The following is an 18,695-nucleotide window of genomic DNA, read 5'->3' on the forward strand; positions in this document are numbered from 1 at the left end:
CGGGCCCTTCGGACGTGTGCGGGCGCCGCGCGCGTCAGCGGACCGGCGCGCCCTGCGGCTGCTGCGGGGAGATTCCCAGCGCCGTCGTGTACTTCGCCAGCGCCAGCTTGCCGATGGCCGGGTACGGGCCGAGGGGCTCGGCCGTGGAGCAGTCCGCCTCCTTGGCCGCCTCCTCCAGCAGGCTCGCGTCGATCTCGGGGCCGATCAGGTAGGGCGCGAGGGCCAGCTGCTGCGAACCCGAGGAGCGCAGCTGCTCGGCCACGGACGCGATCGAGCCCTCCTGGTCCAGGGCCGCCGCCATCACCGGCACGGCGAGGCGCGCGGCGAGCAGCATGCCGGTGATCCCGGCCGCCTGCACGGCCTCGTCCCCGCCCACGGAGGCGAGGATGATGCCGTCCGCGGCGGTCGCCACGGTGAACAGCCGGGCCCGGTCGGCGCGGGCCAGACCGGCCTCGGAGAGCCGGACGTGCAGAGCCTCCGCCAGCAGCGGGTGCGGGCCGAGCACGTCGGTCAGCTCGGCCGCGATCCGGCTGTCCATGACGGCCTGGCGGATCCGGCGCAGCAGCGCGCCGTCCGGACCGGCGAGCAGCGGCACCACGACGGCGACGGGGCCCTCGGGCTCCTTCACCTCGGCCCCGGCGGCGACCGCCTGCTCGTAGCGGGCGGTGCGCTCCTGCGCGGCGCGCACGAGCACGGTCGAGAGCGAGAGGAACTCGGTGTCGTCCCCGTCCACGTACCCGATCCGGGCGTCGAGACCGGGCAGCTCGGAGCGGGCGATGCTCACGACCTCCTCGGCGAGGCCGCGGGTGGCGCTACTGGGCGTGCCCGGCACCGCGAGGACGAGCGCGGGCGCGCCCTCGGGAGCCACCAGGGGTTCGGGACGGCGGTGCCGTCCGGGCTGGCGGGGGCGCGGCATTCGTACTGGCAGGCCGGACGCGGGCCCAGTGGGGGAGCTCATGGCGCCGCATGTTACTGGCTTATTGGGCTCCCCTGTTCGGGGAGGGTGCAGGTGAGCGGTATCCGTCCGGTTTTGTCTGATGAGTTACGTACGGATCGGATGACATCGACACGATTTCCCTCGCACGGGTGACAACGTGCAGGGCCAGAAAGTCCACTTGTCGACACGTCGAGCGATGGTTCTCAGCCGTGTGCCGTGCCCGCCACGTACAGCATCCGCTCGTCACCCGGGAGCGTGAGCGAGCCGGTCGCCAGATCGGTCGCGATGCGTACCGAGCCGTGCAGCGGATCGCCCTCGGCGGTCACCCGCCGCGCGTGCGGCAGCCGCTTCGCCAGCTCCTCCTCCAGCGGTACGACGAGGGGGTCGCCCATCTTCAGCAGGCCCCCGGTGACGGCGATGCGGGGCTCGCCGCCGGGCGGGCAGACGGCGGCGGCGGAGTCGGCCATGTGCCGGGCGGCGGCGCGCAGGATGTCCGCGGCGACCGGGTCGCCGGCCGCGCAGGCCGCCACTTCGGGCGCGAAGGAGGCGAGGACGGCGGGGCGGTCCGGGCGCGGGTACAGCTTCCCCGGCAGCTCCGGCGCCGGGCCGAACCGCTCCTCCGCGGCGGCCAGCAGCCGGATGGAGCCGCCGTCCCGCCCGTCGTGGGCGCGCAGGGCCGCCTCCAGCCCGGCCCGCCCGATCCAGGCGCCGCCACCGCAGTCACCGAGCAGGTGGCCCCAGCCGTCCGCGCGTCGCCACCGGACCAGGTCGGTGCCGGTCGCGATCAGACCCGTGCCGGCGGCGACGACGGCACCGGGCCGCGGGCCGAGCGCCCCGACGTAGGCGGTGACGGCGTCGGCGACGAGCGCCACGGACCGCACGCCCAGCTCCCGGGCCAGGGCGCCCGGCAGCTCTGCCCGCAGGGCGTCGCCCAGGGTGGCGAGCCCGGCGGCGCCGACGACGACGGTGCCGAGCCGGTCCAGCCCGGCCTCGGCGGTCAACTCCCGGGCCATGGGCACCAGCTGATCCATCAGGTGCCCCGGGTCGATGCCCCGCGCCCCGGTGCGGACCGGCTCCCGCGACGCGCGCCGCCCCAGCGGGCCGCGCCCGGCGGTGCCGACGACGACGCGCAGGCCGGAGCCGCCGGAGTCCACGGCGAGGTAGCCCGCACCGGCCGCCGCACCGGGCGAACCCAGTGCCCCGGCCCCGGTCACGGCAGACACCGGGCCACCGGCCGGCACGCAGACCGGAAGACGGGCGGCTGCTCGATCACTGGACGCAACGGTCTCCGCTCCTCCCCGGCGACCGGGCGGGATCCCCTCGACCGGCTCGACGACCTTGACGAGGAGGAAGACTAGCGCCGACAGGCGGCTCGTACGCAGGGGGCCGGTCTGCTGGCACTGGCTGTCGGAGTGGGCCAGTAGAGTGACGCGGCGTGGCACGACGACCGTTGCATGAACTTGTTGAGGCCGGATGGGCGAAGGCCCTGGAGCCGGTGGCCGAGCGTATCGCGGGCATGGGCGACTTCCTGCGCGCCGAGGTGGCGGCCGGCCGGACCTATCTCCCGTCGGGCGCGAACGTCCTGCGGGCGTTCCAGCAGCCCTTCGACGATGTGAGGGTCCTGATCGTCGGTCAGGACCCCTACCCGACGCCGGGGATGGCGATCGGACTGAGTTTCGCGGTCTCGCCGGAGGTGCGGTCGCTGCCGGGCAGCCTGGAGAACATCTACCGGGAGCTGAACACGGACCTGGGTCTGCCCAGGCCCTCCAACGGCGATCTGACCCCATGGACCCGCCAGGGCGTGCTGCTGCTGAACAGGGCTCTGACCACGGCCCCGCGCAAGCCGGGGGCGCACCGGGGCAAGGGCTGGGAGGAGGTCACCGAGCAGGCCATCCGCGCCCTCGCCACGCGGGGCCGGCCGTTGGTGTCGATCCTGTGGGGGCGGGACGCGCGCAATCTGCGTCCGCTCCTCGGGGATCTCCCGTCCATCGAGTCGGCGCATCCCTCGCCGATGTCGGCGGACCGCGGCTTCTTCGGCTCGCGCCCCTTCAGCCGGGCCAACGACCTCCTCGTGCGGCAGGGAGCCGAGCCGGTGGACTGGCGACTGCCGTAGGACGCCCCTGAGTCCGGCGGCTTCCGGCCGGTGCACCGCCCGCGCCCGGCACTCCCCCCCCAGCCTCCGGCCGGGGGCCCGGCGCACGCAACCGACGCAGCCGGGCCGCCCTCCGGGCGACGACGGGGAGGGTCGACAGGCCTTAGAGGCCGGACGCCACGGTCAAGCCGTCGAGCACTGCTTCCTCGACGGTGCGCGGGGTGACACGGTCGCCGACCGGGAAGACGTGGTCGGCCGGGACGACGCCGGAGCCGACCGGGTCGAGGTCGGCGAGCGGGGCGTGGCCCTGGGCGAGCACCACACCGGCGACGTCTTCGAGCAGTACCGGGTCCTCGGTCAGAGTGTGCTGGAGGTAGCCGGTGTCGCTGTCCACGCCGCAGAGCCTCACGTTGGGCACGATGTCGATCCGCGCCCGCACCGCCTGGGCCACCATGGCGGCACGCACGTACTGCTGCAGATGCTCGCCGGCCGCGAAGCCGGTCACACAGAGCGTCACCTTCCTGTGCAGGCCGGCGAGCTGGAGGGCGACGCCCAGGCCGATCCAGTCACCGCGCCAGTCCGCCACCACGATCCGTCCACGCGGCACCTCGGCGCCGCGGATCACCGACCAGGCGTCCAGTACCACCGGGTCGTCCATGAGCTCCAGCCGGGGGCGCCGGGGCAGCGCTCCCGTCGCGAGCACCACCGCGTCCGGTGCCGAGGCGGCGAGCACCTGGGCATCGACCCGGGAGTTCGTCAGGATGCGGGCTCCCGCGCGGCGCGCCTCGGCCTCGAGGTTGGTGATCACGCCTCCGAACTCGGCGCGTCCGGGCAGCCGTTCGGCGAGCAGAACCTGACCGCCGACACGTCGGCCCGCTTCGTGCAGTTCCACCTCGTGGCCGCGTTCCGCCGCCACGGCCGCGGCCTTCAGGCCGGCCGGGCCGCCGCCCACGACCAGTACCTTCTTGCGTCGTGTGACGGCCGGCAGTACCGCGAAGCGGCGTTCCCGGCCGGTCTCCGGATGCTGGATGCAGGAGATGGGGTGACCGAGCTGGAAGTGGCCGATGCACGCCTGGTTGCAGCCGACGCAGGCGCGGATGTCCTCGGCCCGGCCCCGCGCGGCCTTGACCGGCAGGTCCGGGTCGCAGATCAGGGCCCGGGTCATCGCGCAGGCGTCGGCCCGACCGTCCGCGATGATCTGCTCGGCCTCCTGCGGCTGGTTGATCCGGCCGGCCACCATCACTGGGACGCCGACCACGGCGCGCACCTCGGCGGCCAGCGGGGCGGTGTAACCGGCGGGCCGGTACATGGGCGGGGCGATGTGCTCGGCCCCGGACAGGCTGGACGAGCTGCCCGCGCACACCGAGACGTAGTCGAGCAGTCCCTCGGCATCGAGTCGGGCGACGGACTCCAGTACCAGCTCGGTGTCCAGGCCGTCGTGGCTCAGTTCGTCGCCCGAGATGCGCAGGCCGACGGCGAAGCCGGGCCGGGCCTGTGCCCGAGCACTGCGCAGTGCCTCGCGCAGGAACCGCAGCCGGCCCTGCAGATCGCCGCCCCAGCCGTCGGTACGGACGTTGACATGGGGACTGAGGAACTGCGCCGGCAGGTAGCCGTGGCTGGCGACGATCTCCACGCCGTCGAGGCCGGCCTCGCGCAGCCGGCGGGCCGCCTGGCCGTAGCCCTCCACGACCTCGTGGATCTCCGGCTCGGTCATGGCGCGCGGCATCACGTGGAAGCGCTCGCTCGGGGTGGCCGAGGGAGCCCAGGCCACCGGTGCGCTGCCGTCCCCGGACTCCAGAATCTCCCGCCCGGGGTGGAACAGCTGGCCGAAGACCTTCGTCCCGTGCCGATGCACCGCCTGCGCGAGCCGGGCGTAGCCGGGGACACACTCGTCCTGCGTGGCCATCAGCACATGAGTGGTGTAGCGGGCGGACTCGTGCACGCCGGACACCTGGAGCACGATCAGGCCGGCACCGCCCGCGGCGCGGGCCTCGTGATAGGCGATCAGGTCCTCGGTGACCGCGCCGTCCCTGGCCAGAACCGTGTCGTGGCCCGAGGACAGTATGCGGTTGCGCAGCCTCACGTCACCTATCTGCAGCGGACTGAACAGGTGCGGGAACCGTGCTGTCATGGAACGTCCTCTCTCACGCCTGGGCGCATACCCGGGCACGGTTGCCGTGCAGCCCGCCCACGGCCGGCCCCGGTCGTCAGCGAAGGGTGATGTGCGGTTCGAACGCGTCGAGCAGCAGCTCACGCATCCGTGTCACGGACATCTCCCCGTTCCCCGCCAGCACCTGGATGGCGAGACCGTCCGTCAGACCGGTGAACCGGCTCGTCAGCGCCTCCGCGTCGGCGTCCTCGGCCATGCCCTCGTCCCGGCAGGCCTGCACCAGGCCGAGCACCGTCTGCCGCCACCTGGCATAGATCTCGCGCTGGCTGTCCCGCAGGGCGGGGTCGATGATCGCCTCGTTCCACGACTGCACCCACACCGACCACTCGTCGCGGTCCTCCTCACCGATGATGAGCTGGACCTCGATCAGCCGGCGCAGCCTCTCGGTCGGGCTGTCCGTCTCCCGGAACTCCGCTTCGAGACGTTCGTGGAGACGATCGGCGTAGTGGCGCAGAGCGGCTCGCAGGGCGTCGCCCTTCGTCGGGAAGTGGTAGTGCACCGTGCCGGTGCTGGTGCCGCACGCGCGGGCGATGTCGGCGACCCGGACCCGGTGGAACCCGCGGCGGGCGATCAGGCGTGCCGTCGCCTCCAGGATCTGCGCCTTGCGGACCTCCGCGTCGACGGCGTTCGCGCGGCGGCGCGTGTCCGGCCCCGCCGGGTCCCCGGCAGCGACCGGCGGGCGTCCCCGCCCGGTCCGCAGGTAGCGCAGTGACACCTTGCCGACCCTCGCGACGGCGGCCAGCTCGTGGTCGGCGAAGCGGCGGCTGCCGTTCAGGGCCTTGGACAGCGCGGTGGGGTGCATGCCGATGCGATCGGCGAACTGCCGCTGGCTGACCGGCACCGATCCCACGACCAGCCGCACCCGCTCCAGCACCGCCTGCGCATCGTCCGCCCGCTCCATCGACGTCACGGCCTCCCGTCCGTCCGGAGGGCTGCGAGAACTTCCTCGGCGGCCCGGTAGCCCGACGACACGGCGCCGTCGATGTAGCCGTTCCACTCCGACGCGGTTTCCGTCCCCGCCCAGTGCAGCGCCCCGGTCGGCTCCCGCCAGCCGTGTTCGCCGAAGCCGCTCCATCCGCCGGGTGTCGTGTAGGCCTCGTAGCCGCCCCGGGCGAACGGGTCCTGGGTCCAGATCTTCTCCGTGTAGTCGCGGGGTGCCCCGGCCCTCGGTCCGGCCACGGTTACGAGGCCGCGCAGTACGGCGGCCCGGCGACTGCCCGCGTCCAGGGTGCTGAAGCGGTCCAGACGGCTGCCGTACACGAACCCGACGAGGACGCCGCACGAGCCGTCCTCCGGGGAGTTGTCGAACACGACCCCGACGGGCCCGTCGTCGTACAAGGTCGCCACGCCGGACAGTCCCGACTCCCGCCAGAACGGGGTGTCGTACACGGCGTGGATCTTGGCGACGCGTCCCATCGGACTGTGGGAGAGCCAGCCGGTCCGGCTGTCGGGAAGCGGAGGGGTGAAACCCATGGCGCGTACGGCGTGCGGAGGCACGGCCACGATCGCCCGGCGTGCCCGGAGCACGGCGGACTCCGTGCGGACGTGCACGCCCTGCGTGTCGTGTGCGATCGAGCGCACCCGCTCGCCGAGGCGGACGCGCTCCTTCAGCAGAGCCGCGACGGCACGGGCCGGTCCGGCCGCACCCGTGGTGAACCGGCTGTCCTGGGCGCAGCCGCGAGTCTCCATCAGCTGCTCGAAACCGCCGGCCGCGGCGATGTAGAACAGCACGTGGAAGAGCGAGATCTCGTCCGGCTCCGCGCACCACAGCCCCTGCACCGCGAGGTCCAGCCGGCGCCGGGCGTCCGCGTCGTCGGTCCGGGAGCGGAAGAACGACCCTGCCGTCCGGGCGTCCCACTCCGTGCAGCGGGGAGTGCGCCACGGCCGGACGGTGTCCACTTCGCGGGCGAGTTCGTCCAGGACCTTCGTGACGCGGACGTACTCGGCGATGCCCGGCCCGTCGGCGGGTGCCGCACCGGTGTACGGGACCCGGCCGCCGTCGTTCCACACCTCGATGTGGCTGCCCGTCTCCCAGGTCGGGAACGTCCGGCAGCCGAAACGCGCGGCGAGCTCCACCAGGCGGGTCTGCGTGGGCCCCACCCATTGGCCGCCGTGATCGACGGTCACGCCGTCGGCACGGGTCTCCGTCAGGACGCGCCCGCCGATCCGATCGGCCGCCTCGACCAGGGTGAAGTCGACGTCGTTGTCGTGCAGTCGGAGCGCCGCGGCCAGGCCGGCGTACCCGCCGCCCACGACGACGACCTCCGTCTCGGTCAGGTGTTCCGCGCTCGGTCTCTCCATGCCCGAGAGGATGGGGCAACACTGACGGGCCCGTCAATGGTTGCGACAGCCGTGCGGAGCACGGGGCCCGCCGGACTCATCGACGAGTCGTCAGGTCCTCGCGGGCGATGCCCAGTTCCCGGACGAGCGCGTCGTCCACCCACTCCAGCATCGTGGCGCGGCTGAGCGGCACCTTGTAGGACGTCATCTGGACGGCCAGTCCGTCCAACTGCGCGGTCAGGCGCCATACCGCGTCCGCCGGACGGTCGCAGACGAACTCGCCTGCCGCCACGCCCTCCTCGACGACCTGGACGATCGCCGCCTTCCACTGCTCGTCGAGGTCGTGGGTGACCTTCCTCAGGGCGGGTTCGCGCAGCGCGGCCGCCCAGCCCTCGATCCACAGCCGCCAGCCCTTGGCCTGTCCGGTCGGCGCGTACCAGCGCACCGCCGAGCGCAGCCGGCGCGTCGCACTGGTACGCGGTTTGCTCAGCAGTTTCCGCAGATGGGCGAGGTCTCCTTGCGCGGCGTGCGCGAAGGCCTCGGCGACGAGCAGCTCCTTGGTGGAGAAGTGGTAGAGCACCAGAGAGCTGCTGACTCCCAGTGCCGAGGCGACGTCCGCGATGCGCACGTTGGACACCCCGCGGTCCTCGATCTGCTCGACGGCGACGCGCAGGATCTCCGCGCGTCGTTCCTCCACGCTCAACCGGACTCTGGCCACGCCTTCACCCTACACAGCTCTTGACAGCCCAGTGTGGCCGGACTCACAGTGCTGGCTACTGACTGGCTGTTCAGTCAAAAGATGTGCGCGCCTGTACGAGACCCCTCCCCCCGTGCCGTAGGAGTCCGCCCAGTGACCCATGCACCCACCACCCCCGGCAGAGCCGAAGGTCCCACCCACGAAACTCCCGACCTCTCCGAGGGCTGGGGTGAGCAGCGCAGCCGGCTGCGCAAGGAGCTGCGCCGCTTCGACGTCCTCCTGTTCCTCATATGCACCCTCGTCGGACTCGACACCATCGGATCGGTCGCGGCGCAGGGCCCGCAGGGACTGACCTGGATGGCCATCCTCGCGGTCCTCTTCTTCCTCCCCTACGGGCTCCTCGTCGCCGAACTGGGCTCCGCCTTCCCCGTCCAGGGCGGTCCGTACGTCTGGACCCGGCTCGCCTTCGGCCGGCTCACCGCGGGCCTCAACCAGATCCTCTACTGGATCTCCAACCCGGTGTGGGTGGGCGGCAGTCTGTGCATCATCGCCCTCACCACCTGGGAGCAGTTCTTCACCCCGCTGCCCGGTCTGTGGAAGTACGCAGCCGGGCTGATCTTCATCTGGAGTGGCGCGCTCGCCGTCGTCCAGTCCGTCCGGGTCGGCAAGTGGGTGCCGATCGCCGGAGCCCTCGCCCGTATCGTGCTGCTCGCCTTCTTCCTCGTCTCGGTCGTCGTCTTCGCCGTCCAGAACGGTGTGCACGCGCTGCCCGCGGGCGAGTTCACACCGACGTACGCCGGTTTCGTGGCGCTCGTCCCCGTCCTGATCTTCAACTACGTCGGCTTCGAGCTGCCCAGCTCGGCCGCGGAGGAGATGCGCAATCCGCGCCGTGACATTCCGGTCGCCATCCTCCGCTCCGGCTTCGCCGCGCTGCTGCTCTACGGCGGCCCGATCCTCGGCATCCTCTTCGTCCTGCCCGGCGACAGGATCGGCAGCCTCGGCGGCTTCATCGACGCCTGCAAGGCCGTCTTCACCGTCTACGGAGGGTCCATCGCCGCCGACGGCACGGTCACCCTCACCGGTGCCGGCGCGGTCTTCGGCGGCATCGCCGCCGCCGGCCTCATCATCGGCCTGCTCACCTCCGGAGTCACCTGGGCGATGGGCGCGCACCGCGCCCAGGCCGTCGCCTGCGCCGACGGCGCCGGGCCGGTGTGGCTCGGCACGATCTCCGAGAAGTACGGCACTCCGGTACGGGTGAACCTGCTCTCCGCGGTCCTCGCGTCCATCCTCCTCGTCGTCGCCCTCAACCTCACCGAGGGCGACGGCGAGAAGTACTTCGCCGCGGGCCTGGGCCTGACGATCTGCACGACCTTCATCTCGTACGTCATCACGTTCCCGAGCCTGCTGGTGCTGCGCCGCAAGTACCCGGACACCCCGCGTCCCTACGCCGTGCCGGGCGGACGCCTCGGCGCCTGGACGGTCACCGCGCTCGCGACCGGCCTGGTCGCCTTCACCGTGGTCGTGCTGATCTGGCCGGGCTTCGGGGTGGGCTGGTTCGGCACGGAGGGCTCCGCCGCCGACTCGCTGCCCGAGGCCTTCGCCGGCCAGCGCCTCGCGTACACCCTGAGCCAGGTCGTACCCCTGCTGATCATCGCGGGGATCGGCCTCGTCTTCTACGCCCTGGGGGCGAAGACCCGCCGCACCAAGAGCTGAACGGCCGGGCGGGGCGGCGGGGCTCCTGCCACCCCGCCTCCGACGGAAGCGGCCCGGGGCCGCCGTCCCGTCGGACAACGGCGAAGGGGAGCGGCCTCGCGCCGCTCCCCTTCGCCGTGCTTCACGCCCGGAACGCTACCCGGCCGTGCGCCCGTACACCTGCTTGCCCAGCCACTGGCCGCCGTCCACCGTCAGGCACTCGCCCGTCACGTACGACGCCTGGTCGCTCAGCAGGAACAGCGACGCGTCCGCGATCTCCACCGGGCCGGCGAACCGGCCCGCCGGGACCGTGGCGAGCACCTCCTCGCGGGCCTCCCGGGTGGCCCACAGGGCCGCACCGGCTCCCGCGGTCTCCGTCGGGCCGGGGGCGATGCAGTTCAGGCGGACGCCCAGCGGGGCCAGTTCCACCGCGAGGGTCCGGGTCATGGCCAGGACGCCGGCCTTCGCGGCGGCCGAGTGGACGGTTCCCGGGTGGCCGTGCCAGGCGTAGGTGGCGATCACCGACAGGATCGAGCCGCCCGTGCCCTGCTCGCGCATCCTGCGCGCGACGGCCCGGGTGCAGTAGTACGAGCCGTTGAGGACGATGTCGACGACCGCCCGCCAGCCGCCCGGGGACAGGTCGATGCCCGGCACGACGAAGTTTCCGGCCGCGTTGTTGACCAGGCCGTCCAGTCGGCCGAAGCGCTCGGTCGCCGCGGTCACCAGGGCGTCCACGGCCTCCGGATCCCGTACGTCCGTCGGCACCGCGAGGGCGTCGCCGCCGGCCTTCTCCACGAGGGCGACCGTCTCCTCCAGCCGCTCGGGAGTACGGCCCGCGACGGCGACCCGCGCGCCCGCTTCGCTCAGCGCGAGCGCGATCGCGCGGCCGATACCGCTGCCGCCGCCGGTCACGATGTAGGTACGGTCCGCGAAGCGGCCTGACGCAGAGATCATCTCAGCACTCCATGGGCGTCGAGGGCGACCGCGCCGCCCGGGTGGACGAGCAGCGGGTTGACTTCGAGCTCGGTGAGCTCGGGGTGTTCGACCGCGGCCCGCGTCAGTGCGCACAGGGCGTCCGCGGCGGCGTCCAGATCGACGGTGGGGGCGCCCCGCCAGCCGGTGAGCAGCGGGGCGTGCCGCAGCGAGAGCAGCAGGTCGCGGGCGTGCCGCGGGGTGAGGGGGGCGAGGGCGAGCGCGGTGTCGGCGAGCAACTCGGCGGTGACTCCGCCGAGCCCGACCATGGCGACGGGCCCGAACGCCGGGTCGCGCCGCACCCCGACGATGAGCTCGACGGAGTGCGGGTGAGCGACCATCTCCTCCACCGCGTACCGGCCGGCACCGGTGGATGCGCGCATGCGGGTGAGGGCGGTGCGCAGCGCGGTCTCGTCGGCGATGCCGAGGGCCACCCCGCCCGCCTCCGTCTTGTGGGCCAGGCCCATCGCCTTGAGGACGAGCGGATATCCGGTACGGCGGGCCGCGGCGGCCGCCTCCTCGGCCGTGGTGACGAACTCGGCGGCCGGGAAGGCGAGTCCGCGCTGCGCGAGGAGCGCGCGGACGGTCTCGTAGCTCCCGTCCGGGAGTGGTCCGGCGGGTGTACGGGGCGGCAGCGGGGGCGCAGTCCGTGGTGTCCCGACGTGCCGCGTCGCGTGCGCCAGGGCCGTTGCGGCCTGCTCGATGCGCTCGTAGACGGGCACGCCGTGCTCGCGGAGCACCGTGAGGGCCGGGGTGTCCCGGGCCATGGTGTGGACGACGAGCAGCCGACCGGAGCGTCGTGCGGCCTCCCCGAGCTCCCGGGCGACCTCGCACTCCTGACGGGCCTGGTCAGGGTTGGCGGTGGCGTAGTCGCCGAAGTAGCCGGTGAGGACGGTGGCGTCGGTGTCGCCCCCGTCGAGCAGCGCCCGGACGACACGGGCGTAGCTGCGAAGGTCGGCCTCCCCGGCGCCCGCGAGGTCGACGGGGTTGCCGCAGCTCCCGTGACCGGGCAGGTGCGCGGCGACGGCGGCCCGGGTGGCCTCGCTCAGTACGGGCACGTCGAGCCCGCGGGCGGCGAGCGTGTCAGCGGCCAGCGCGCCCTGCCCGCCGCTGTCGCCGACGGCGGCGACACGCAGGGGCCTTGGCCCACCGGTCTCTGCCGCACCGGATCCCGTGGCCCGGGCGGCGTCCCTGCGGATCCGCCCGATACGGTTGCCCGCCGCGGTCAGCAGCACCGCCGTGTCCACCAGTTCGCCGGCCGAGTCCAGCAGCAGTGCCCCTGCGTCGCGGCACACTGCTTCCACCACGGACCGGGCGCTGACCAGCGCGCCCGTGTGGGAGGCCGCCGCGCGGCCGGAGGCATCGCTGCGGCCGAGCGCCAGCATCAGGACGGGTTTGCCCGCGACGCGGGCGGCGGCCAGGGTGCGGGCCAGGCGCCGCCCGTCCCGGAAGTCCTCGACATAGGCGGCGACGACGCGTGTCGCGTCGTGTGCGATCAGCGCGTCGAGGGCGTCCGCCGCGTCGATGTCGCGCTGGTTGCCGAGCGAGACGAAGCGGGAGAAGCCCTGTCCGGCCCGCGCCAGGAGTCTGCCGATCTCGAGGGCGAGGTTGCCGCTCTGCGAGACGAGTCCCACGGAGCCGGCCGGGAAGTCGCCCCAGCTGAGCCTGAGCTCGGTGGTGGTGTCGACGACGCCCATGCAGTTGGGGCCGAGCAACCTCCCGCCGTGCGCGGTGACGAGGTCGGCGAGTTCCCGTTCCTCCTCGGGACCGGCCCCGCCGGACGTGATCACGGTGAAGCACCGGGCGCCGGCCGCGAGTCCTTCGACGACCACACCCCGTACCTGGCTCGGGGGCACCGCGACCACGACCTGCTCGGGGACGGTCGGCAGGCAGCCGAGGCCGGGGACGAAGGGCACGCCGTCGAGGCCGCCGCCCCGCTGGTTGACCAGATGGACGGTGCGCCGCGCACGTCCGGCGAGGGCACCGGAGGCCAGCCAGTACCCCCACTTGGCGGGGTTGGCGGAGGCCCCGACGACGGCGACGCAGCGCGGGTCGAAGAGGGCGTCCAGGCTCATGCGTACCAGCCGAAGCGTTCGGCGATCACCGGCAGCCGGTCCGCCACGACGCCGTGCGCGGCGACCCGCGGCGTGGTCCCGTCGCGCTCGGCCCGCGTCAGCATCTGTTCGACCAGGGCGCGCATGGAGCGCCGGATGTGGGCGAACGCCTCGTCCGCGTCGGCGCCGACGTCACCGAACAGCGTCCACCACCACCAGGCGTTCGTGGCCGAGTTGACGACGACGTCCGGCAGGACGGTGACGCCCCGGGCCGTCAACAGCTCCTCGGCCTCCGCGAGTACCGGCATGTTCGCCGCCTCCACGATCCAGCGGGCCCTGATGCGGGCCTGCTTCTCGGCGTCGATCGCGTACGAGACGGCCGCCGGGACCAGTACCTCGGCGTCCGCCGCCAGCCAGGCGTCGCCGGGCAGTTCGGCGTCGCCCACCCGCAGGGCGGTGCGGTCCACCGTCCCGTACGGGTCCCGTGCGGCCAGCAGCGCCTCGACGTCCAGGCCCTCGGGGTTGGCGATCGTCCCCTTGACGTCCGCCACCGCGACCACCTTGAGACCGGCACGTGCCAGGAACCGGGCCGTCGCGCCGCCCATCGTCCCGAACCCCTGGACAGAGACCCGCGTGCCCTCGTACGGGACGGCGGCCCGGTCCAGCGCCGTCAGCACCGACTCGGCGACCCCGCAACCGCCCGCCAGTTCGTCGAGTCCGATGCCGTCCACGTCCAGGGCGAACGCGTCCGCGAGGCGACGCCGGGCCTCCGCCTCGTCCTCCAGAAGTGGGTACACGGCCTGGATCGAGGAGACCAGACCGGCCTCGGCCGCCGCCCTGTCGACGACGTCCTGGGTGAGGCCGAGGTCCTCGCCGGTGGTCCAGAAGCGCTCGATGTACGGACGCATCGCCCGCAGGTAGCGCACCAGCAGCCCGTACGCCCCCGGGTCGCACGGGTCGCAGTCGATTCCGCCCTTGGCGCCGCCGAGCGGGATGTACCGGCCCTCGGGGTTGTAGTGCAGGGCCTCCTTCATCGTCATGCCCCGGGCGAGCCCGGCGACCTCGTCGAGGGTGCAGCCCTCGCGCATCCGCAGCCCGCCGCTGGACACGCCGCGTACGAGCCGGTCGATCACCAGGTGGCCCTGGCGGCCGGTGACATGGTCCGTCCATGTGAGGGAGACGAGAGGGGTGGTCGTCATCGGGGGTTCTCCTCGGGAACGGTGATGAGAGTGGGGCCGGAGGTGTTCAGGGCCTCGCTCAGGGCGTCGGCGAGTTCCTCGGGCGAGCGGACCGTCGTGCCGTGCCCGCCGTAGGCGCGGGCGAGCGCGGACAGGTCGACGGACGGCAGGTCCACGGCCGCGGGGGTGTCTCCGCGGGCCGCCATCTGCTCGCGGATCTCCCCGTAGCCGCCGTTGTCGAAGACCACGACGGGGATCGGGAGGGGGAGCTGCGCGGCGGTGGCGAGCTCCTGGACGGAGAACTGCAGACCGCCGTCGCCGCTCAACCCGACGACCTGCCGCTCGGGGCACGCGGTCTTCGCGCCGATCGCGGCGGGCAGGGCGTAACCGAGGGTGCCGAAGCCGCTGGGGTGCAGATAGCGGCCCTCTGGGCCGAGGGGCAGATGGGGGAGGGCCCCGTAGTAGCAGCACTGGGCGCTGTCCGAGGTGATGACGGCGTCCTCGGCGAGGACACGGCGCATCGCCCGCAGGTAGGGCAGCCGGTGTGCGTCCTGGGCACGGGTCTCGTTGTCGCGTGCGGTGCGAAGGGCGGTGACGTCGGCGGGGTCGGCTCCTCGCCGCGGGCCGTCTTGCGGCAGATCTGCACGTCCCGGTCCTGCGCGCCCCGGTCCGCCCTGGCGTGCGGTGCCTTCCCGGTACGCGGTGAGGAGCGCCTCCAGCAGGGGGCCCGCGTCGCCCACCAGGGCCACGTCCGCGGGCAGCCCCGCGTACATCTGGGCGGGGTCCAGGTCGACCCGGATCAGGGTGCCCGTCAGGGCCGGCAGCGGTCCCCAGACGTCGGACTCGGCCAGCTCCGTGCCGACGGCGAGGATCACGTCGGCATCCGCCAGCGACTTCTGCACGGCCGGGAGGTGCAGCGACACGCCCAGCGAGAGCGGGTGGCGCTCATCGACCACGCCCTTGCCGTTGGCGGTGGTCACCACCGGCGCCCCCAGTTCCTCGGCCAGGGCCAGGCAGGCGGCCGAGGCCGCCCGTGCCCCTCCGCCGAGGATCAGCGCCGGGCGGCGCGCTCCCCACAGCGCTTCGGCCGCCGCCCCCAACGCCGCCGGCTCCGGAACCGCGGGCCCGACAGGTGGCGCGAGCCGTACCGCGCCCACCGGCTCCGCGGCCTCCATCAGATCCAGCGGCACCTCGACGTGCACCGGTCGCGGGCGTTGCGTGCGGAAGAGGGTGAACGCCCGTGCCACCGCCGCGCCGATCTCGTCGACCGACGCCACCCGGTGGCTGAAGGCCGCGACGCCGCGCAGCGCCTCCGTCTGGCTGCGCATCTCGTGCAGGAGTCCGGTGGACTGCCGGGGGTGACGCAGCGGCATACCGGGTGAGACGACGAGCAGCGGCACGCTGTCGGAGTAGGCCTGACCCACGGCCGCCGCGATGTTCAGCAGTGCGGGCCCTGTGGTGGTGACCACCACACCCGGCCGGCCGCTCACCCGGGCGTACCCGTCGGCCGCGTACCCCGCCCCTTGTTCGTGACGGGGCGTCGTGTGCCGGATGCCGTAGGGCCGGAGGTGCCGGTAGAGCTCCAGGTTGTGGGTGCCGGGGATGCCGAAGGCATCGGTGACGCCGTGCGCGGCCAACGCGCGGACGACCGCCTCGCCGCCGGTGAGGGTCCCAGCCCCGGCGAATGCCTCGCGGCCGGTGAGAGCCGCCGCCATCACAGGCCCCTGGAGATGACGAGCCGCATGATGTCCGAGGTGCCCTCCTCGATCTCCTCCAGCTTGGCGTCCCGCATCCACTGCTCCACCGGGTACTCGCGCGAGTAGCCCCAGCCTCCGAGCGTCTGCACCGCCGCCCAGGTGCAGTACGCGGCCGTCTCGGAGGCCGTCAGCTTGGCCATGGCGGCCTCGGTCGTCGCGCTCAGGCCCGCGTCGAGGCGCTTGGCCGCGCGCCAGGTCATCAGCCGGGCCTGCTCGACGCGGGTCCGCATGTCGGCCAGCCGGAACGCCACGGCCTGGTGCTCGATGACCGGCTTCCCGAACTGCTGCCGTGTCCGCGCGTAGTCGCGGGCGTACTCGTATGCCGCTCTCGCCACGCCGGTCGCCGCCGCGCCCAGGACGACACGTGAGATGTCGAAGGTCCGCATGAGCCCGTGGAAGCCCTGCCCCTCCGCACCGAGCCGGTTCTCCTCGGGCACGGGGGCGTCGGTGAAGAAGATCTCCCGGCAGACGATGGCACGCTGGCCCATCTTCCGCATGGGCTCACCGAAGGTCACCCCGGGGGTGTCCTTGCGCAGGAGGAAGGCGGTCACGCCCCGGGAGCGCTGCGTCGGGTCGGTCTTGGCGAAGACGACGTACTGCTCGGCCTCCCCGGCGTTGGAGATCCATGCCTTCTGGCCGTTGAGCAGATATCCCCCGTCGGTGCGGGTCGCCGTCGTCACGATGGACGCGGCGTCGGAGCCCGCGCCGGGTTCCGTGGTGGCCAGGGCCGTCATCGGGGTCTCGGGGCCGGTGAGCGGGGTGAGCCAGGTCCGTCTCTGCGCCTCGGTGCCGAGTTCGAGCAGCGGGTCGGCGAAGAAGCCGTTGGAGCAGAGCAGATTGCCGATGCCGAGGTCGCCGACGCACAGCTCCTCCTGCACCAGGCACTGCGTGAAGACGTCGGTGAACCCGCCGCCTCCGTACTCCTCGGGAAGCATGAAGCCGGTGATGCCGACCTTCGCGGCCTTGTGCCACAGGTCCCAGGGCGTCTCGACATCGGCCTCGTCCACGGCTCGCGCCCGGGGGCGGATCTCCTCGCGGGCGAAGGCCCGGGCGAGCTCGACGATGTCACGCTGCTCGGGAGTGAACGGAACCAGCTCGGTGGGGAGGTCGGACATGGTGCCTCCAGATGCGGTCGGCTGCAGCGGGTACTGACTGAACCATCAGTCAGTATCCGGAGGCGTGAGCAGCGCTGTCAACGAGTTGGTTCGATACTCCGAGAAACGGGACCGAGCACCGGGGCGCCGCGGACGAAGCCGCCGCGGCCCGCCGCGGATGACGGCACGGTGGCCTTCATGGAGGGGGACCGGGCCACCGAGCTGCTCGCCGAGGGCTTCCGTCACCCGTACTGCCGTACGGGTGACGGAGATCAGCCGGTGGCCGAGGCAGGTCCCCCCGTCCGCCTCATCCGACGACCGCGGCCCGCACACACAGCACGTCGGGCAGGTGGGAGGCCAACTGCCGCCAGCTGTCGCCGTCGTCGGCCGAGGCGAACACCTCGCCGTTGCGGTTGCCGAAGTAGACGCCCGCCCGCTCCGCGTCGTCGGTGCACAGCGCGTCGCGCAACACCGTGCCGTAGTGGTCCTCCTGCGGCAGCCCCGCCGTGAGCGGCTCCCAGCTCTTGCCCGCGTCCGCCGTGCGGAAGACGCGACATCGCCGGCCCGCCGGCACCCGGTCCGAGTCGGCGTTGATCGGGAACACGTACGCCGTGTCGCCGCGGTGGGGGTGGGCCGCCGCCGCGAACCCGAACGTGGACGGCAGGCCCTCGCCGATGTCCACCCAGTGCGCGCCCGCGTCGTCGCTGCGGTACACACCCCAGTGGTTCTGCAGGTACAGCCGGTCCGGGGTCGCCGAGTCCTGCGCGACCTTGTGGACGCACTGGCCGAACTCGGGGTCGGGATCCGGCAGGAACACCGCGGACACACCGGAGTTGGACGGTGCCCAGCTCGCGCCGCCGTCGGACGTGCGGAACACGCCCGCGGTAGAGACGGCGACCGTCACGGCCTGCGGGTCCCGCTTGTCGGTGATGACGGTGTGCAGCCCCTCGCCGCCGCCACCGGGCACCCACTGCGACCGCGTCGGGTGCTCCCAGAGGGGGCGGACCAGTTCGAAGCTCTCCCCGCGGTCCTCCGAGCGGTAGAGCGCGGCCGGTTCCGTGCCCGCGTACACCACGTCCGGCTCGGCGGCGGCCGGGTGCAGCTGCCACACCCGCTCCAGCGAAGCCCCCGTGTCCTTGGGGAACTTGACGGCGGGCCGGGCCGGTTCGGTCCAGGTCCGGCCCAGGTCGTCGGAGTGGAACACCGACGGTCCCCAGTGCGAGCTGTCGCCGCCGGCCAGCAGCCGCGGGGTGTCGCGGCGCGTGTCGAGGGCGACCGAGTACACGGCCTGCGCGTTGAAGTAGGGACTCTCGTCGAACTCCCAGGTGCCACCCCGCCGGCGCCCGATGAACAGGCCCTTGCGGGTGCCCACGGCGAGCAGTACCTCGGTCATGCCGATCACCTCCGCGGCGTCCTCGTCGACGCCTTCGTCTCGGACACCGGCCAGTGTGCACCCCGGCACTGACAGTCACCTCCGGAAAGGGCGTCCTCGCAGGTCGCAGCGGTGATGCGGGTCCGCGGACCGGCACGCGCCGGACCAGGACGGCGTGGAAGCGGCGTTCCCCGCCGGTGGTGCGGCGGCGGCACCGGTCGGGAACACGGCGTCACACCCGGCCGGATCGGCCCTCGCCGGCTCCACCCGACCGAGCGACGCCCGGCGACCGCGCGAACGACACGGCAGTCGGCGCGCCGAACGGCCCCGTGGGCAACCGGCGACGGCCGCCCACGGCGGGCGCGGCGCCCGTGCCCTCGCGCCGCGCCCTTCGCGCCGG

14 protein-coding genes are annotated in these 18,695 nt (G+C 73.3%); 2 read left to right on the plus strand and 12 right to left on the minus strand.

Annotated elements, in window-relative coordinates; translation table 11 throughout:
- Nucleotides 1-34: 34 nt before the first annotated feature.
- A complete protein-coding gene (locus IE260_RS09230) occupies nt 35-958 on the minus strand; it encodes a sirohydrochlorin chelatase (RefSeq protein ID WP_189869998.1) in 924 nt (307 codons plus the stop codon).
- Between the two features lie 182 nt (nt 959-1,140).
- Nucleotides 1,141-2,160 (minus strand): N-acetylglucosamine kinase, encoded by a 1,020-nt coding sequence (locus IE260_RS09235; protein ID WP_373303326.1) that lies wholly within the window; start codon nt 2,158-2,160, stop codon nt 1,141-1,143.
- A gap of 212 nt (nt 2,161-2,372) precedes the next feature.
- Between IE260_RS09235 and IE260_RS09240 the strand changes: the two genes are divergently transcribed.
- Nucleotides 2,373-3,050, plus strand: coding sequence for a uracil-DNA glycosylase (locus IE260_RS09240; RefSeq protein ID WP_189869999.1), 678 nt, complete (start codon nt 2,373-2,375; stop codon nt 3,048-3,050).
- A gap of 142 nt (nt 3,051-3,192) precedes the next feature.
- On the opposite strand, the gene IE260_RS09245 is transcribed toward IE260_RS09240, so the two are convergent.
- The 4 genes from IE260_RS09245 to IE260_RS09260 all read right to left on the minus strand — a co-directional run bounded on the left by IE260_RS09245 (nt 3,193) and on the right by IE260_RS09260 (nt 8,197).
- The gene (locus tag IE260_RS09245; protein ID WP_189870000.1) at nt 3,193-5,160 is read right to left on the minus strand and encodes an oxidoreductase; all 1,968 of its coding nucleotides are present in this window, start codon (nt 5,158-5,160) and stop codon (nt 3,193-3,195) included.
- A 76-nt stretch (nt 5,161-5,236) separates the two neighbouring features.
- Nucleotides 5,237-6,100, minus strand: a complete 864-nt coding sequence (locus IE260_RS09250; protein WP_229880582.1) for a TetR family transcriptional regulator C-terminal domain-containing protein — start codon at nt 6,098-6,100, stop codon at nt 5,237-5,239.
- A 5-nt stretch (nt 6,101-6,105) separates the two neighbouring features.
- Nucleotides 6,106-7,500, minus strand: a complete 1,395-nt coding sequence (locus IE260_RS09255) for a flavin monoamine oxidase family protein (RefSeq protein WP_189870002.1) — start codon at nt 7,498-7,500, stop codon at nt 6,106-6,108.
- Between the two features lie 76 nt (nt 7,501-7,576).
- A complete protein-coding gene (locus IE260_RS09260; RefSeq protein ID WP_189870003.1) occupies nt 7,577-8,197 on the minus strand; it encodes a TetR/AcrR family transcriptional regulator in 621 nt (206 codons plus the stop codon).
- A 132-nt stretch (nt 8,198-8,329) separates the two neighbouring features.
- Between IE260_RS09260 and IE260_RS09265 the strand changes: the two genes are divergently transcribed.
- Nucleotides 8,330-9,889, plus strand: coding sequence for an APC family permease (locus tag IE260_RS09265; RefSeq protein WP_229880577.1), 1,560 nt, complete (start codon nt 8,330-8,332; stop codon nt 9,887-9,889).
- Between the two features lie 135 nt (nt 9,890-10,024).
- Here IE260_RS09265 and IE260_RS09270 read toward each other — a convergent pair whose 3' ends face one another.
- From IE260_RS09270 to IE260_RS09295, 6 genes are all read right to left on the minus strand, one after another.
- Nucleotides 10,025-10,822: a glucose 1-dehydrogenase gene (locus tag IE260_RS09270; protein ID WP_189870005.1), complete on the minus strand. Its 798-nt coding sequence runs from the start codon at nt 10,820-10,822 to the stop codon at nt 10,025-10,027.
- Complete coding sequence (locus IE260_RS09275; RefSeq protein ID WP_189870006.1) at nt 10,819-12,915, minus strand: acetate--CoA ligase family protein; 2,097 nt, start codon at nt 12,913-12,915, stop codon at nt 10,819-10,821. Before IE260_RS09275 ends, IE260_RS09270 begins: the two co-directional genes overlap by 4 nt.
- A complete protein-coding gene (locus tag IE260_RS09280) occupies nt 12,912-14,093 on the minus strand; it encodes a glutamate dehydrogenase (RefSeq protein WP_189870007.1) in 1,182 nt (393 codons plus the stop codon). The genes IE260_RS09275 and IE260_RS09280 overlap by 4 nt, the downstream gene beginning before the upstream one ends.
- Nucleotides 14,090-15,787: a 5-guanidino-2-oxopentanoate decarboxylase gene (locus IE260_RS09285; RefSeq protein WP_189870008.1), complete on the minus strand. Its 1,698-nt coding sequence runs from the start codon at nt 15,785-15,787 to the stop codon at nt 14,090-14,092. The genes IE260_RS09280 and IE260_RS09285 overlap by 4 nt, the downstream gene beginning before the upstream one ends.
- Entirely contained in the window at nt 15,787-16,944 is a 1,158-nt protein-coding gene (locus tag IE260_RS09290; protein WP_189870009.1) for an acyl-CoA dehydrogenase family protein, read from the minus strand. The genes IE260_RS09285 and IE260_RS09290 overlap by 1 nt, the downstream gene beginning before the upstream one ends.
- 286 nt (nt 16,945-17,230) lie before the next feature.
- Entirely contained in the window at nt 17,231-18,385 is a 1,155-nt protein-coding gene (locus IE260_RS09295) for a WD40/YVTN/BNR-like repeat-containing protein (protein ID WP_189870010.1), read from the minus strand.
- Nucleotides 18,386-18,695: the final 310 nt, after the last annotated feature.

Source organism: Streptomyces viridiviolaceus (assembly GCF_014650995.1).
Lineage (GTDB): Bacteria > Actinomycetota > Actinomycetes > Streptomycetales > Streptomycetaceae > Streptomyces > Streptomyces viridiviolaceus.

Excerpts from the sequence above, each read along its gene's own strand:
- IE260_RS09270 (WP_189870005.1), bottom strand. The coding sequence starts at position 10,822 with ATGATCTCTGCGTCAGGCCGCTTCGCGGACCGTACCTACATCGTGACC.
- IE260_RS09250 (WP_229880582.1), bottom strand. The coding sequence starts at position 6,100 with ATGGAGCGGGCGGACGATGCGCAGGCGGTGCTGGAGCGGGTGCGGCTG.
- IE260_RS09245 (WP_189870000.1), bottom strand. The coding sequence starts at position 5,160 with ATGACAGCACGGTTCCCGCACCTGTTCAGTCCGCTGCAGATAGGTGAC.
- IE260_RS09255 (WP_189870002.1), bottom strand. The coding sequence starts at position 7,500 with ATGGAGAGACCGAGCGCGGAACACCTGACCGAGACGGAGGTCGTCGTC.
- IE260_RS09230 (WP_189869998.1), bottom strand. The coding sequence starts at position 958 with ATGAGCTCCCCCACTGGGCCCGCGTCCGGCCTGCCAGTACGAATGCCG.
- IE260_RS09290 (WP_189870009.1), bottom strand. The coding sequence starts at position 16,944 with ATGTCCGACCTCCCCACCGAGCTGGTTCCGTTCACTCCCGAGCAGCGT.
- IE260_RS09285 (WP_189870008.1), bottom strand. The coding sequence starts at position 15,787 with ATGGCGGCGGCTCTCACCGGCCGCGAGGCATTCGCCGGGGCTGGGACC.
- IE260_RS09280 (WP_189870007.1), bottom strand. The coding sequence starts at position 14,093 with ATGACGACCACCCCTCTCGTCTCCCTCACATGGACGGACCATGTCACC.
- IE260_RS09275 (WP_189870006.1), bottom strand. The coding sequence starts at position 12,915 with ATGAGCCTGGACGCCCTCTTCGACCCGCGCTGCGTCGCCGTCGTCGGG.